This is a genomic window from Dechloromonas sp. A34 (genome assembly GCF_026261605.1).
Lineage (GTDB): Bacteria > Pseudomonadota > Gammaproteobacteria > Burkholderiales > Rhodocyclaceae > Azonexus.
This window is the reverse complement of record NZ_CP102486.1, coordinates 605,116-618,291: the sequence shown is the minus strand read 5'-3', so window position 1 is coordinate 618,291 and position 13,176 is coordinate 605,116. Positions and strand designations below refer to the sequence as shown.

At 62.6% G+C, this 13,176-nt stretch carries 13 protein-coding genes; 4 read left to right on the top strand and 9 right to left on the bottom strand.

Annotation, left to right across the window (positions count from 1 at the left end):
- Positions 1-92: 92 nt before the first annotated feature.
- From NQE15_RS03015 to NQE15_RS02990, 6 genes are all read right to left on the bottom strand, one after another.
- Entirely contained in the window at positions 93-557 is a 465-nt protein-coding gene (locus NQE15_RS03015; RefSeq protein WP_265946391.1) for a CopD family protein, read from the bottom strand.
- 90 nt (positions 558-647) lie between these two features.
- Positions 648-2,078 (bottom strand): B12-binding domain-containing radical SAM protein, encoded by a 1,431-nt coding sequence (locus NQE15_RS03010; RefSeq protein WP_265946389.1) that lies wholly within the window; start codon positions 2,076-2,078, stop codon positions 648-650.
- A 46-nt stretch (positions 2,079-2,124) separates the two neighbouring features.
- Positions 2,125-3,450: an acyl-protein synthetase gene (locus NQE15_RS03005; RefSeq protein ID WP_265946387.1), complete on the bottom strand. Its 1,326-nt coding sequence runs from the start codon at positions 3,448-3,450 to the stop codon at positions 2,125-2,127.
- On the bottom strand, positions 3,438-3,764 hold the full coding sequence (locus NQE15_RS03000) for a hypothetical protein (protein ID WP_265946385.1): 327 nt from the start codon (positions 3,762-3,764) through the stop codon (positions 3,438-3,440). The genes NQE15_RS03005 and NQE15_RS03000 overlap by 13 nt, the downstream gene beginning before the upstream one ends.
- Positions 3,765-3,909: 145 nt before the next feature.
- On the bottom strand, positions 3,910-5,052 hold the full coding sequence (locus NQE15_RS02995; RefSeq protein ID WP_265946384.1) for a 6-bladed beta-propeller: 1,143 nt from the start codon (positions 5,050-5,052) through the stop codon (positions 3,910-3,912).
- A 16-nt stretch (positions 5,053-5,068) separates the two neighbouring features.
- Positions 5,069-5,269 carry a hypothetical protein gene (locus NQE15_RS02990; RefSeq protein WP_265946383.1) on the bottom strand — a complete coding sequence of 67 codons (201 nt, stop codon included), beginning with the start codon at positions 5,267-5,269 and terminating at the stop codon, positions 5,069-5,071.
- Between the two features lie 54 nt (positions 5,270-5,323).
- On the opposite strand from NQE15_RS02990, the gene NQE15_RS02985 reads away from it, so the two are divergent.
- A complete protein-coding gene (locus NQE15_RS02985) occupies positions 5,324-5,617 on the top strand; it encodes a hypothetical protein (protein WP_265946382.1) in 294 nt (97 codons plus the stop codon).
- An 85-nt stretch (positions 5,618-5,702) separates the two neighbouring features.
- On the opposite strand, the gene ssb is transcribed toward NQE15_RS02985, so the two are convergent.
- Entirely contained in the window at positions 5,703-6,164 is a 462-nt protein-coding gene (gene ssb, locus NQE15_RS02980) for a single-stranded DNA-binding protein (RefSeq protein WP_265946380.1), read from the bottom strand.
- Between the two features lie 11 nt (positions 6,165-6,175).
- Positions 6,176-7,363: an MFS transporter gene (locus tag NQE15_RS02975; RefSeq protein ID WP_265946378.1), complete on the bottom strand. Its 1,188-nt coding sequence runs from the start codon at positions 7,361-7,363 to the stop codon at positions 6,176-6,178.
- A gap of 235 nt (positions 7,364-7,598) precedes the next feature.
- Here NQE15_RS02975 and NQE15_RS02970 point away from each other — a divergent pair, with 235 nt between their 5' ends.
- The 3 genes from NQE15_RS02970 (at position 7,599) to NQE15_RS02960 (ending at position 11,172) form a co-directional block, all read left to right on the top strand.
- Entirely contained in the window at positions 7,599-7,796 is a 198-nt protein-coding gene (locus NQE15_RS02970) for a hypothetical protein (protein WP_265946376.1), read from the top strand.
- 182 nt (positions 7,797-7,978) lie between these two features.
- Complete coding sequence (gene uvrA, locus NQE15_RS02965) at positions 7,979-10,804, top strand: excinuclease ABC subunit UvrA (protein WP_265946374.1); 2,826 nt, start codon at positions 7,979-7,981, stop codon at positions 10,802-10,804.
- Positions 10,801-11,172 (top strand): diacylglycerol kinase, encoded by a 372-nt coding sequence (locus NQE15_RS02960; RefSeq protein ID WP_265946372.1) that lies wholly within the window; start codon positions 10,801-10,803, stop codon positions 11,170-11,172. Before uvrA ends, NQE15_RS02960 begins: the two co-directional genes overlap by 4 nt.
- A gap of 6 nt (positions 11,173-11,178) precedes the next feature.
- Here the strand turns inward: NQE15_RS02960 and NQE15_RS02955 are convergent, their stop codons facing one another.
- Positions 11,179-13,092, bottom strand: a complete 1,914-nt coding sequence (locus NQE15_RS02955; RefSeq protein WP_265946370.1) for an LTA synthase family protein — start codon at positions 13,090-13,092, stop codon at positions 11,179-11,181.
- Between the last annotated feature and the right edge of the window lie 84 nt (positions 13,093-13,176).

The window sequence follows — 13,176 nt, the reverse complement described above, 5'->3', positions numbered from 1 at the left end:
AGGGCGCGTCAAGCAGGCGACTCCCAAGAGATCGCATCGACCAAGCGGCTAGCACATTCATTGTTGTTATCCTCGACTCACGTCGGATTGACTTATCCATTCCCTGTCGGCTTGACGACTACGAGCAGCACGATGGCCAGCGTCGCGCCCAGACCCAATGCTTGAACGAGGTCGAAGCGGCGCGAGCCCCAAATGGTCTGGTCACGCATGGCGTGCCGGAACTGCCTGAAGAGCAAACCGTGAAGCGTGGACAAAGCAAAAACAAGGCCAATTTTCGACCACAACCAGCCCGGCAGCGCCCCACCCTGGGCCCAGATGGCGCAAGCCATCAGCGTGCCGAACAGAAAAGCCCCCAGCATGGCGACATTGAGCAGCCCATTGACCAGAAATCCCAGCCGGGAAACGAATTCGTCGTCCCGGGAAGGATTCGTGGTCTGCCGATGGCGCAAGGCGAGAACCAGCAATCCCAGCACCAGCTGCGGCCCGACCCAGAGGATCACGCAAACGACATGCAAGGCCTTGAGCCATGGGTAAAAACCGGCAATCAAAGACAGCATTCGGGGCAGGCTCCGCAGCTCTGGCGAATCAACACAAGCGACATGAAACTTCTCAACCTCAGGAAAGCCCCCGGCACGAGGGCACGGGATTCAGGTCGCGTCGACCGCCTGCTTCAGCTCGTGCAGGCCCGGCATATCGTGCGGGATGGCCTTGCCGCCAAAATCGAAATGCTTGTGGAAGTCCTTCATCATCGCCTTGAAGGCGCTGAGCATGTAGCGCCGCTTGAAGCCATCCTCGAGAGCCAGCACTTCCTTCATCTTCTGGCCGTAGAAGGTCATGTAGCAGCGGGCGAGTTCGCCGCTGACCTGCTCGAGCGTCATGGCGTAGGGCTCGATGATCGGCGTCATCAGGTTGTATTTGGCGTAATCGAAGACCCGGATGCGATCCTTCATCTGCTTGTAGAGCGGCGTGAACGGCATCGGCGTGATCAGCGGGAAGACCGCGATATCCGGATTGAGCCGCACGGCCTCGGAGATGGTCTTGTCGACGCTCTCGAAGGTCTCCTCGGGGAAACCGATCATGAACGAGGCTTCGGTCATGATGCCGTGCTCGCGCAAGAGGTCGATGGCGAGTTTGTTCTGGTCGACGTTGGTGCCTTTGTTCAGGCTGTTGAGCGTGGTGTCGGAGCTGCTCTCCGCCCCCAGGTACATGTGGATGATGCCGGCGTCGCGGTATTTATGCAGCAGGTCGGCATCGCGGATGATGTCCTCGACGCGCGTCTCCATCAGCAGGCGGACGTTGATCTTCGCCTCGATCAGCAGGTCGAGCTGGCGCTCCCAGCGTTCGCGGTCCTTGGTCGGGTAGGGGTCGATCAGGGTGATGAACTCGACCTGGTAGGTGTCGACCAGATGGCGGATTTCCTCGATCACCTTGGCCGGGTCACGCACCCGCCAGTCGCCACGCCAGAAGACGCGGTGCGAGCAGAAGGAACACTGCATCATGCAGCCGCGCGTGGTCAGGATCGACCCCATCCGGCCCCAGGGTTCGATGTTGTAGTGGTAGTCCTCCCAGTCGAGCAGATGCCAGGCCGGAGCCAGGGTATCGAGGTCGTCGATGTGGGCGCGCAGGCGCGTTGACACCGGCAATTGGCCGTCGCGATAGGCGATGCCGTCGAGGCTGCGCCAGTCGCCGTCGGGATAGTGGCGCAGCAGTTCGCGCAGCGTCGCTTCCGACTCGCCGCGCAGCACGAAATCCGGCGGGCTGATCGGATCGCTGAGGATCTCCTTGAACAGGAAGGTCGGGTGCGGTCCGGCGATGATGGTCACGATTCCCGGATCGACTTCCTTGGCGATGGCCAGGGTCTTGAGCGCCGCGGGCACCGTCGCCGTGCTGATCGCCCCGGACACCGGCAGGTAGTCCATCGAGAGCACGACGTCAGGCCGGTAGCGTTCGATCTCGGCGCGGACGTCGTCGAACGTCAGGTTCTTGTTCATGGCGTCGAAGACGCGCGCTTCGTAGCCGGCCTCGAGGGCAACTCCGGCCAGATAGGCGATCTGTAGCGGGGGCCAGGTGCCGATCACCTGGACGCCCCAGCAGTGGTACGGGGGGCGACAAAAAGTATTTTCTTCATGGTTTTCCTGCCAAGACTGCCCCGCCAAGGGCGCCCGCATCGGTTTCTTCGATCATTGCATCGGCCAACTCGCCGCACGGGCACGCCGGCGGCACCAGCGGCGTGCGCGCCTTGAGCCAGCCCGACTTGAAGCGGATGGAAAAATTCACATAGGCTTCGAGGAAGCGGAGGATCGGCTTGTCACCCATCGGCCCGACGGTGCGCTCACTGGGGACGGCCGACACCTTGCCGGTCGCCTTGTCCTGCTGGGCGCGGCCGACGATCTGGAAATTGCCTTGGGCATCGGTGTAGCCGAGGTTGTCAGTCTGCACAGCGAGCACGGTGGGCAGATTGACCAGATCGTAATGGCGCAACAGGCCGATCTCCCCGGGCGGCAGCGGCCGCAGATCCTCGGCACTGACCGCGACGGTCCGCGTCCACGGCGGGCAGGGACGCAGGCGCTTGCGGGTCGGCAGCCCCTTGAACGCGCGCCGCAGGCTGTCGTCGAAGAAATTGGTGGCGCTTTCGGCCATGCCCAGCACGTTGACGCAGTGTGAATAAGGGATGCCCAGGACTTCCCAGGCCAGTTGCCAGTAATCCTCCTGGCTCAGTTCGCCGAAGCGGCCGCGGTAGCCCCCGCCGTCGCCGATCCGGCTGCCCTGCGGCAGATGGAAGGAAATGCCCTTCTTCTTGCAGGCATTGAAGAAGAACACGAAGGCCGAGGTCGAGCCGATCATCGCGATCGGTACTCCCGTGGCTTCGGCCTGGGCCAGCGCCTTGACCAGTTGGGCGATGTCGATGCCGCCATGGTTGAGCAGAAAACAGCTGTCTTCGGTGCCGAAATGCCGGCGCGTCTCTTCCATGCCGATCGCCATGCCCATGGATGGCGCCATTTCCGGGCTGGGCGCGAGAATCAGCACGCGACAGCGCTGGTTCTGGGCGAAATCCGGGAAAAGGTAGGCCTCGGTCATCACGCGATTGGCTTCCAGAACCAGCTGGCGGCCGATTTCGTCGCGGAAGATCTGGCCGCGGACGATGGCCGTGGTGCCGCCGGTGAGCTGCGCCATGACTGCCTGGTCGAACGGGAAGGAGGTGACCAATTCCTTCTTGAAGCTCTCGCACGGAAAGGCCGGGATGTCCTGCCAGGCGCCGACCTGGTCCGGAACGATGCCGATCGCATCGCAATAGGCGCGGTACGGCGCGTTGCCGGCGTATTGCAGGGCGAAGATATCCAGGGCCAGGGCCTCGAAGCCATCGCCGGCGCCATCGACGCCCGCGGCCAGCATGGCCTGCACGCGCCGGGCGATCTCCGGCGCCGATGCCGCGCCGCTCACAGCGCCCACGCGATGACCAGCCCGGTACCGAGCAGCATCGACGAGCCGAGGATGGCATGCTTGACCTTGAGCAGACGCTTCTTGATGCCCGCCATCTCGGCACTGTCCCAGTTCCGGTAATAGAAGAAGCGGAAGACCCCGGTCATGATGATCGCGCCCAGCGAACCCAGACAGAGCCAGAAGAAGGTATCGGTCAGCTCGCCGAGCAGGGCTGCGTCGCCAACCTTGCCGCGCAAGATGGCAAGGGTCAGAAAACTGCCGAACCACAAGCCGGTGAACAGGTCGTGGCAGAAGTCATTGATCAGGATGAGCCAGGGTTTCATTCGTTGCTCCTATTTTTTAGTGAAGCCCGCGCGGTGCGCGAGGCAAAATTGACGCCATTCGGTTCTGACCGGCACGGATTCCCTCTCAAAATCGAGAGGCTCATGCCGGAAGAGTCCAATACTTGGGAAAATCCTCGATTGCGGTTCAGTTGTTCTGAGCCGCCAAATATTCAAAAACCACCACGCGGTTGTTGTACATGTCGGCCACGAAAACTTTGCCGTCGCTTCCCAGCCAGACGCCCGCCGGCAGCATGAATTTTCCCGTGGGCAATCCGGAGCCATCGATACCCAGCAAGAACTGCCCTTGCTGGTCGTAGACCAGCAGATGGGCAAAGTAGGACTCGACGACATAGGCCAGTTTGTTCTCGGCGCTGAAGGCCACGCCTTTCGGACGACTCAGCTGGCCGACATGGACCCCGGCCTCGCCCGTGGCACGCAGGAAATTGCCCTCGGGGCTGAAGACCTGGATGCGATTGTTCAAGGCATCGCTGACATACAAGCTGCCGCCCGCAAACGCCAGATGGGTGGGTGCGTTGAATTCGCCGGGGCCGCTGCCGGGGCTGCCGATGGTTCTGCGCAAGGCGCCATCTTCGCCAAACACCTTGACGTTGCTGGCCTCGGTATCGGCCACGTAGAGATCGCCCCGGGCGGCGTCGAACGCCACGCCGGTCGGCCGTTCGAGCAAGCCGGTGCCGAGCTTGCCGACGGGCAGCCCTTTGCCGTCGAGGAGATAGACGGTCTTCAACTTGGCGTCGGAAACGGCCAGCTGGCCCTTCCACGCGAAGGCCAGCGCGATCGGTGACTGAAACGACACCCACTCCTCGGCCTGCGTCCACACCAGCAGTTCGCCTTCGCCTTTTTTTGCTTCCTCGGCCTGCGGTTCAAAAACCAGGATCGCATTGCGTCCGGCGTCGACGACCAGCACCCGGCCCGCAGCATCCGAAGCCCCATGCATCGGACGATGCAGCAGCAGTTTTTCATTGACCGAGAGCAGGCCGGCCACCCATTTTCCGACCAGGATTGCCGAGCGCAGCAGGAGACTGGTGTTCTGGTCGCTGATGTCCACGAAATTGGGCTCGCCTACCAGCTCCCCGACATAGCGAAAACGCGGCGTCTCGGGTGGCCCGGGCCAGTTGATCTGGCGCCTCGCCTCGACCGGACGCAGATCGTAGTCCAGCCGCCCGCGGACGATCTCTTCGCCGGCGCATCCGGTCAGCAGAACCGCCGCCAGGACAGCAAGGCAGGCACTGCGCGTCGCCGCACATAATTTTGTTGAAATCGGGTTCACTTTGACTGCAGATTGCTCAAGGGGGCGCAAAACCCGTGGCACCAAGCAATATCCAAGCCACTGAAACCACATCATCGGCATGGTTATTGCTGACCATCATGCTCTGACGAAGCCGCCAGGGGGCTTCGCTTTTTCTTTTCTCCGGGGGGAGATGATGTTTTCTGTCCAGAATTTTTTTCTGCTTGCTTGCCTGTTGTCCTTTTTCGAGTCGGTCCATGCCGAAAATTCGATTGCACTCGCTCACGACCGCCACGGGAGCCAGTGGTTTCTGATGCGGACACCAGCCGCCGACCAGACCGGGCTGCAAGCTGCCCGCCTGCGCGTCGAGTTTCCCCGGCCGCGCTCCTTCCACAGCTTCCATCAGGTAAAGACCGCCCACCTTTTTGTCCGCTTCTCATGCCCCACGACAACCATGGAAATCGAGCGAATCAACCTGCTGGGCGAAGCCGGCGACGAAATCGCCGGAATATCGGCCGCCGGATCAGCGCAGAGCGCCGCCCAGCATCTGCCGGAAACGATCATGAAATCCGCCTTCGGCCACGCCTGCACGGAACCCCGGAGCTAGCCCCACGGCCCGCGCCAGGCAATAAAAAACCCGGACAGGCTATGAACCTGTCTGGGTTTGTTTACGTCTACTACTTAGGTATATTTCAGAATGGGATATCGTCGCCCAGATCGTCGAACGAGGGCTTCGGCTTGTTCTTGGCCGGGGCCGGCGCGTAGTCGGTCGGTTCGCTATCGTAACCGCCGCCGCCACCGGCCGGTGCGCCCATGCCCTGGCGCGAGCCCAGCATCTTCATTTCATCGCCGCGAATCTCGGTGGTGTAGCGCTCCTGGCCATCCTTGTCGGTCCATTTACGGGTGCGAATGCTGCCTTCGACATAGACCTGCGAGCCCTTCTTCAGATATTGACCGCAGATTTCGGCGAGCTTGCCGAAAAATGAAATGCGATGCCATTCCGTCAGTTCCTTCTTCTCGCCGGTTGCCTTGTCCTTCCAGTTTTCGCTGGTCGCCACCGTGATGTTGCACATCGCCTCGCCGCTGGCGGTGTAACGAACCTCCGGGTCCTTGCCCAGATTACCGACGATGATTGCCTTGTTAACCGATGCCATGAAAATGTCCTCTAAGCTGTTTGACCCACGCTGGCGGCTGTTCGCCGTTGCGGAAAATTCATCGAGATCGCCACCACCAGCCAGAGCACCATCAGCCCGGCACCGGCGGCAAAAACCGCATTATCGCCGAAATGCTGCGCAATATATCCCCCGGCCGCGCCGCCGATGAACAGGCCGATGGCCTGAGTCGTGTTGTAAACGCCCAGGGCCGCGCCCTTGGCGGCAGGCGGCGCAGTGCGCGAAACCAGCGACGGTAGCGTCGCTTCGAGGATGTTGAAAGCCACGAAAAAGAGCAGCAACCAGAGCGCCAGAGTCCACAGGCTCTGGCCGAAAAAGAGCAGGCCGAGCTGGACGACGACCAGCAGCGCGACGGCGCCGCAGAAGATCTGCCGCATCTTGTCTTTACGCTCGGCGGCGATGATCGCCGGCACCATGATCGCAAACGAGACCAGCACCGCCGGCAGATAGACTTTCCAGTGGGCCGTCGCTTCGAGCCCGCCGTGATTGACCAGCGCATGCGGCAGCACGACGAACATCGCCATCTGCACCATGTGCAGCATGCCAATGCCCAGGTTCAGGCGCAGCAGGTCGGCGTCCAGCAATACCTGGCGCAGGTTCAGTGGCTTGCGCCCGAGCGGCGCCGGCGCCGAGGGCACGGCCTTGGCCAGCAGCACGATGGCCAGCAGGGCGAGAATCCCGGTCAGGCTGAACAGCCCGCCCATGCCGATCCAGCCGTAGAGCAGCGGCGAACCGACCAGCGACAGTGCGAAGACCAGGCCGATCGACGAGCCGATCATCGCCATCACCTTGGTCCGGTGCTCCTCGCGCGTGAGGTCGGCGGCCAGCGCGGTCACCGCCGCCGAAATCGCCCCCGCCCCCTGCAGGACACGGCCGACGATGATCCAGTGCATGTCCGGCGCCCAGGCCGCGACGAAACTGCCGACAGCGAAGATCACCAGGCCGATGACGATGACCAGCTTGCGCCCCCAGAGGTCGGAGGCGATGCCGTAGGGAATCTGGAAAAAGGCCTGGGTCAGGCCGTAGGCCCCGAGCGCCAGACCGACCAGCGCCAGGTTGTCACCCCCTGGCAGGGTCTTCGCATAGACCGAAAACACCGGCAGGATCAGGAAAAGCCCGAGCATGCGCAGGGCGAAGATGGAAGCCAGTGAAGCGCCGGCGCGGCGTTCTTCGGGGCTCATGCGGTCAGTTGGGGTAGACATTATTTATGGTTTTTGTTGCATCGCAGCGAAGCAGGAATATTAGCAGGTTTGGTGATATGCCCATGCGGCCCCAGAACGATCGGTACTAGGAAACCACAAGGGTAGGAGGGCGGCAATTCATGACCCAAAAATCCCGGAACTAATAACCCGACTTCAATATCTAGCTGACTGATGCAGCGAATCTGTTTTCCCCACCCGCCCAGGAGAAATCACCATGGCCACACCCGCATTAGGCATCTGGAAGTCCAGCAACGGCTTTCCCGCCGTGACGGTTAGCACTATCAACGAATACAAAGATGCCGAAGGCTTCTTTCTCGTCAAGGTCGATGTTGAAGGCGATCCGATGGATCTCGAACTCGACCCTGAAGAATGGGACATGTTCACCAAGGCGAACGCCCTCACCCCCGCCTGATCGCGTAGCCCCCTTCAAGCGGTCGGCGGGACAAACATCCCGCCGCCTAGGAAAACATTGTCAGCGCCAGAATAATTCAACCGGCATCGCCGCACTGAAAACTGTGTTTTCATACAGTCATTCGTGCAAGTACGCTTGGTTTTGCGTATAGTTTGCCCTCTCCAATCCCCAGCAGAACAGCGATGGAAACCATCCGCATTCGCGGCGCGCGCACCCACAATTTAAAGAACATCAACCTTGATCTGCCGCGCAACCAGCTCATCGTGATCACCGGGCTGTCCGGCTCCGGCAAGTCCTCGCTGGCCTTCGACACCTTGTACGCCGAGGGCCAGCGCCGTTACGTCGAGTCGCTGTCGGCCTACGCCCGGCAGTTCCTGCAATTGATGGAGAAGCCCGATGTCGACCTGATCGAGGGCTTGAGCCCGGCGATTTCGATCGAGCAGAAGGCGACTTCGCACAATCCGCGCTCGACGGTCGGCACGGTCACCGAAATACATGATTACCTGCGCCTGCTCTTCGCCCGCGCCGGCACGCCCTATTGCCCGGACCACAATCAGCCGCTGGAAGCCCAGACGGTGTCGCAGATGGTCGATCATGTGCTGGCCCTGCCGGGCGAAACCAAGCTCATGATCCTGGCCCCGGTGGTAGCCAACCGCAAGGGCGAGCAGCTCGACCTCTTCGCCGAACTACGTGCCCAGGGCTTCGCCCGGGTCCGGGTCGACGGCACGGTCTACGAACTGGATGCCGCGCCCAAGCTCAACAAGTCGCAGAAGCACAGCGTCGATGTCGTGGTCGACCGCCTCAAGGTGCGCGACGACATGCGCCAGCGCCTGGCGGAATCGTTCGAAACGGCGCTGCGCCATGCCGATGGCCGGGCCATCGCGCTGGAAATGGATAGCGCCACGGAACACATGTTCTCCGCCAAGTTCGCCTGCCCGGTCTGCTCCTACGCCCTGCAGGAACTGGAACCGCGGCTGTTTTCCTTCAACAACCCGATGGGCGCCTGTCCGAAATGCGACGGCCTCGGGGTCATCCAGTTCTTCGATCCCAAGCGGGTGGTCACCAACCCGGGCGCTTCGCTGGCCAACGGCGCGATCCGTGGCTGGGACAAGAAGAACCAGTTCTATTTCCAGATCATCGAGTCGCTGGCCGCCCATTACGGTTTCTCGGTCGATACGCCGTGGAGCGAACTGCCCGAGGAATTCCAGCAATTGATCCTCTACGGCTCGGGCCGCACCGAAATCAATTTCCGCTACCTCAACGAAAAAGGCACGCGCTTCGACCGCAGCCACAGCTTCGAGGGGATCATCCCCAACCTCGAACGCCGTTACCGGGGCAGCGATTCGCAGGCGGTGCGCGAGGAACTGGCCAAGTACATCAGCAACTCGACCTGCCCGACCTGCAACGGCACCCGCCTGCGCACCGAGGCCCGGCATGTCCGGGTCGGCGTCAAGACCCTGCACGAAATCAGCCGCCTGCCGCTGGGCGAGGCGCGCAATTACTTCAACTGCCTGACTCTGACCGGCAACAAGGCGCAGGTCGCGGACAAGATCCTCAAGGAAATCACCGCCCGCCTCTCCTTCCTGATCAACGTCGGACTCGACTACCTGTGCCTGGAGCGCAGCGCCGAAACGCTGTCCGGCGGCGAGTCGCAGCGCATCCGGCTGGCCTCGCAGATCGGCTCCGGCCTTACCGGCGTCATGTACGTCCTCGACGAGCCCTCGATCGGCCTCCACCAGCGCGACAACGAGCGCCTGCTGCAAACGCTGAGAAACCTGCGCGACATGGGCAACTCGGTGCTCGTCGTCGAGCATGACGAGGACGCCATCCGTTCGGCCGATTACGTCGTCGATATCGGCCCCGGCGCCGGCCTGCACGGCGGCTACGTCGTCGCCGAAGGGACGCCGGCCGAAGTCGCCGCCAACCCGGCCTCGATGACCGGCGATTACCTGTCCGGCCGCAAGTCGATCTCGGCCCCCAAGAAACGCCGGCCGCCCAACCCGGACAAGCAGCTGCTGGTCGTCGGCGCCTACGGCAACAACCTCAAGGACGTCACGCTCGAACTGCCGGTCGGCCTGCTGACCTGCATCACCGGCGTTTCCGGCTCGGGCAAGTCGACCCTGATCAACGACACGCTGTACGCCGCCGCCGCCCGCCACCTCTACGGCTCGACCACGGAGCCGGCGCCGCACAAGGAAATCGTCGGCCTCGACCTGTTCGACAAGGTGATCAACGTCGACCAGGCGCCGATCGGCCGCACACCGCGCTCCAACCCGGCGACCTACACCGGCCTGCTGACGCCGATCCGCGAATACTTCGCGCAGGTCCCGGAATCGCGCGCCCGCGGCTACGGCCCGGGTCGCTTCAGTTTCAACGTCAAGGGCGGCCGCTGCGAAGCCTGCCAGGGCGACGGCATGATCAAGGTCGAGATGCACTTCCTGCCCGACATCTACGTGCCCTGCGATGTCTGCCACGGCAAGCGCTACAACCGTGAGACCCTGGAAATCCAGTACAAGGGCAAGAACATTCACGACATTCTCGGGATGACCGTCGAGCAGGCCCGCGAGTTCTACGATGCCGTACCCATCGTGGCACGCAAGCTGCAGACCCTGGTCGATGTCGGCCTCAGCTACATCACGCTCGGCCAGAGCGCCACCACGCTGTCCGGCGGCGAGGCGCAGCGCGTCAAGCTCGCCCTCGAACTGTCCAAGCGCGACACCGGTCGCACCCTGTACATCCTCGACGAGCCGACCACCGGTCTGCATTTCCAGGATATCGAGATGCTGCTCACCGTGCTCCAACGCCTCGCCGAACACGGCAACACGGTGGTCGTCATCGAGCACAACCTCGACGTCATCAAGACTGCCGACTGGCTGGTCGATCTCGGGCCGGAAGGCGGCGACGGCGGCGGCCGCATCCTGGTCGCCGGCACGCCGGAGACCGTCGCCAAGTGCAAGACCAGCCATACCGGCCGCTTCCTCAAACCGCTACTGGAGAAAAAAGCGTGAGCGCTGCCGAATTCAAGGGAAAAACCGGGCTGGTCCGGCTGTGGAATGCGCTGGGCTACTCGCGCGACGGGCTGGCCGCCGCCTGGAAGAACGAGGCCGCCTTTCGCGAGGAAGTGCTGCTTGCCGCAATCGCCATTCCGCTGGCCTTTTATCTGGGCAAGACCGGTATCGACCGCGCCCTGCTGATCGGCAGCATCGTGCTGATCCTGATCGTCGAGATCCTCAATTCGGCGCTCGAAGCGGTGGTCGACAAGGCCTCGCCGGAAAAGCACGAACTGGCCAAGCGCGCCAAGGACATGGGCAGCGCCGCCGTGCTGCTCAGCCTGCTCAACGCCGCCGCGATCTGGGCCTGCGTGCTCTGGCCCTAGACGGCCTCAACCGCCGCCGGCGCTCTTCGGCTGGCGGCCATCGCCGTGGCGGTCCATCAGCAGCGCCGCACCCTGGAAGTAGGCGATCGCCTCTTCGGCCAGCTTCGGATCGGTCGCCATCGGCTGCGCTTCCTTGCCGCCGTTGCTGATCCGGAAGGTTTCGATCTTGCGCTTGGGTTGCAGCACGGTCATCACATCGCCCTTCAGGTATCCGAGATTCTGGTAGGTGGAAAGCAGCGCCCGGCCCTCTTCCGGCGGCATGCGCAGGATGTCGCGGCCGACGAAGTGATCGTCACCTTCGAGTCCGAGCATGGCGAGCAGGGTCGGCGCCAGGTCGATCTGGCTGGCCAGCGTATCGACACGCTGGGCTGAAATTATCTTCGGCGCATAGACGATGGCCGGGATATGGTAACGATGCACCGGGATCTTCGCCTTGCCCGAACTGCTCGCGCAGTGGTCGGCCACGAACAGGAAGATGGTGTTGTCGAACCAAGGTTTCTGCTTGGCCATCTCGATGAAACGGCCGACCGCATAGTCGGCGTACTTGACGCCGCCCGCCCGCTTGCCGGGTGACGGGATGTCGATGCGGCCCGCTGGATAGGTGAAGGGAATATGGTTGGAGGCGGTCATCACGTGGCCGAAGAAGGGCCGGCCGGCCGCGGCTTCCTTGTCCATCTCGATCAGCACTTGGTCGAACAGGTGCTCGTCGGCGACGCCCCAGACGTTCTCGAACTCGACCAGACCGTCCTTGAACCCGGTACGATCGGTGACCTGGTAGCCCTGGGCGCCGAAATAGCCGTTCATGTTGTCGAACATGCCGTAGCCGCCGTACAGGAAGTGCGGCGCCCAGCCCCGTGCCGCCAGCGATGCGCCAAGCGTGTTCAGATTGGTGATGTCGGGCCAGCGCACGACGGATTTGCCGGGCAGCGGCGGCAAGGCAGCGGAGAGCGCCTCCAGGCCGCGCACGGTACGGGTACCGGCGGCGTAGAGCCGGGTAAACAGCATGCCTTCCTTGGCCAGACGGTCGAGATTGGGGGTCAGCCACTCGTCGTTGCCGAAAGTTGCCATGTACTCGGCCGACATGCTCTCCATCATGACGACGACGACATTGGGCTGTTTGCCCGGCTTGAAGGCTACCTTGCGCACCGCCTGATGGCTGGCCGTCACCAGGTCATGACCGGAGAGGCGCTGGAGGTCGGTCATTACTTCGCCATCCGGCCGGGTGGCATAGAACTGGCGGTAATTCAGCTTGTTCTGGCGGGCCGCCCAGAGGAAGCTGCGCCAGCCGTTGTCGGCCAGTTCGTTGGCGTAGGTATTGGTCGAAAACTCGGGCGGCGTCATCTTGTAGGCGGCCACCCAGACCGTGACCAGCAGACCCAGCGCCCAGGCCCATTGCGCCTTGCGGCTGGCGGTGCTGCCTGCAGCCACGGCTTTCTGCAAGGGACGGCGCAGGCTCCAGACGACGAGCAGGGTCAGGGCGGCGAGCGCGCCGACGATCTGGCCGACCGGATAGGACTCCTTGATGTTGCCGATCACCTCGGTGGTGAAAACCAGGTAGTCGAGGGCGATGAAATTGAAGCGGACACTGAACTCGTCCCAGAAGATGCCTTCCGAAACCGCGACGAAGAGCAGCGTGAAGACGTAGATGGCGAACAGCGGCCAGCGCAGGCGATCGCGCCACTTCATGCTGAACAGCAGTTCGAAGAGCAGCCATGGTGAAGCGACCACGGCAGCGGCCGGGATGTCACGCAGAAAACCGAGCCCGAGGGCGGGAAGCAAGCTGTCGACGGTCTGTCCGCCGAACATCAGCGCATGCCCGAGCAGGACGATGCGGGTCAACAGAAATACGCCCAAGGCCAGGGCAGCGGTCAGCCCCCATACATGCAAGGCATTGCCATTCGATCCATCAAGACGCTTCATCGTCGATCACCCATAAAAGTTGCCGGGTAATCTAGAGGTCAGGGCGTGAGGAATCCGTGAGCGGATTGTGAGGAAATTGTGAGG

What these genes read in the sequence shown, in the direction of transcription:
- NQE15_RS03015 (WP_265946391.1), bottom strand. Translation starts at nt 557, where the DNA reads ATGCTGTCTTTGATTGCCGGTTTTTACCCATGGCTCAAGGCCTTGCAT.
- NQE15_RS03000 (WP_265946385.1), bottom strand. Translation starts at nt 3,764, where the DNA reads ATGAAACCCTGGCTCATCCTGATCAATGACTTCTGCCACGACCTGTTC.
- NQE15_RS02990 (WP_265946383.1), bottom strand. Translation starts at nt 5,269, where the DNA reads ATGGACCGACTCGAAAAAGGACAACAGGCAAGCAAGCAGAAAAAAATT.
- NQE15_RS02985 (WP_265946382.1), top strand. Translation starts at nt 5,324, where the DNA reads ATGCGGACACCAGCCGCCGACCAGACCGGGCTGCAAGCTGCCCGCCTG.
- ssb (WP_265946380.1), bottom strand. Translation starts at nt 6,164, where the DNA reads ATGGCATCGGTTAACAAGGCAATCATCGTCGGTAATCTGGGCAAGGAC.
- NQE15_RS02975 (WP_265946378.1), bottom strand. Translation starts at nt 7,363, where the DNA reads ATGAGCCCCGAAGAACGCCGCGCCGGCGCTTCACTGGCTTCCATCTTC.
- NQE15_RS02970 (WP_265946376.1), top strand. Translation starts at nt 7,599, where the DNA reads ATGGCCACACCCGCATTAGGCATCTGGAAGTCCAGCAACGGCTTTCCC.
- uvrA (WP_265946374.1), top strand. Translation starts at nt 7,979, where the DNA reads ATGGAAACCATCCGCATTCGCGGCGCGCGCACCCACAATTTAAAGAAC.
- NQE15_RS02955 (WP_265946370.1), bottom strand. Translation starts at nt 13,092, where the DNA reads ATGAAGCGTCTTGATGGATCGAATGGCAATGCCTTGCATGTATGGGGG.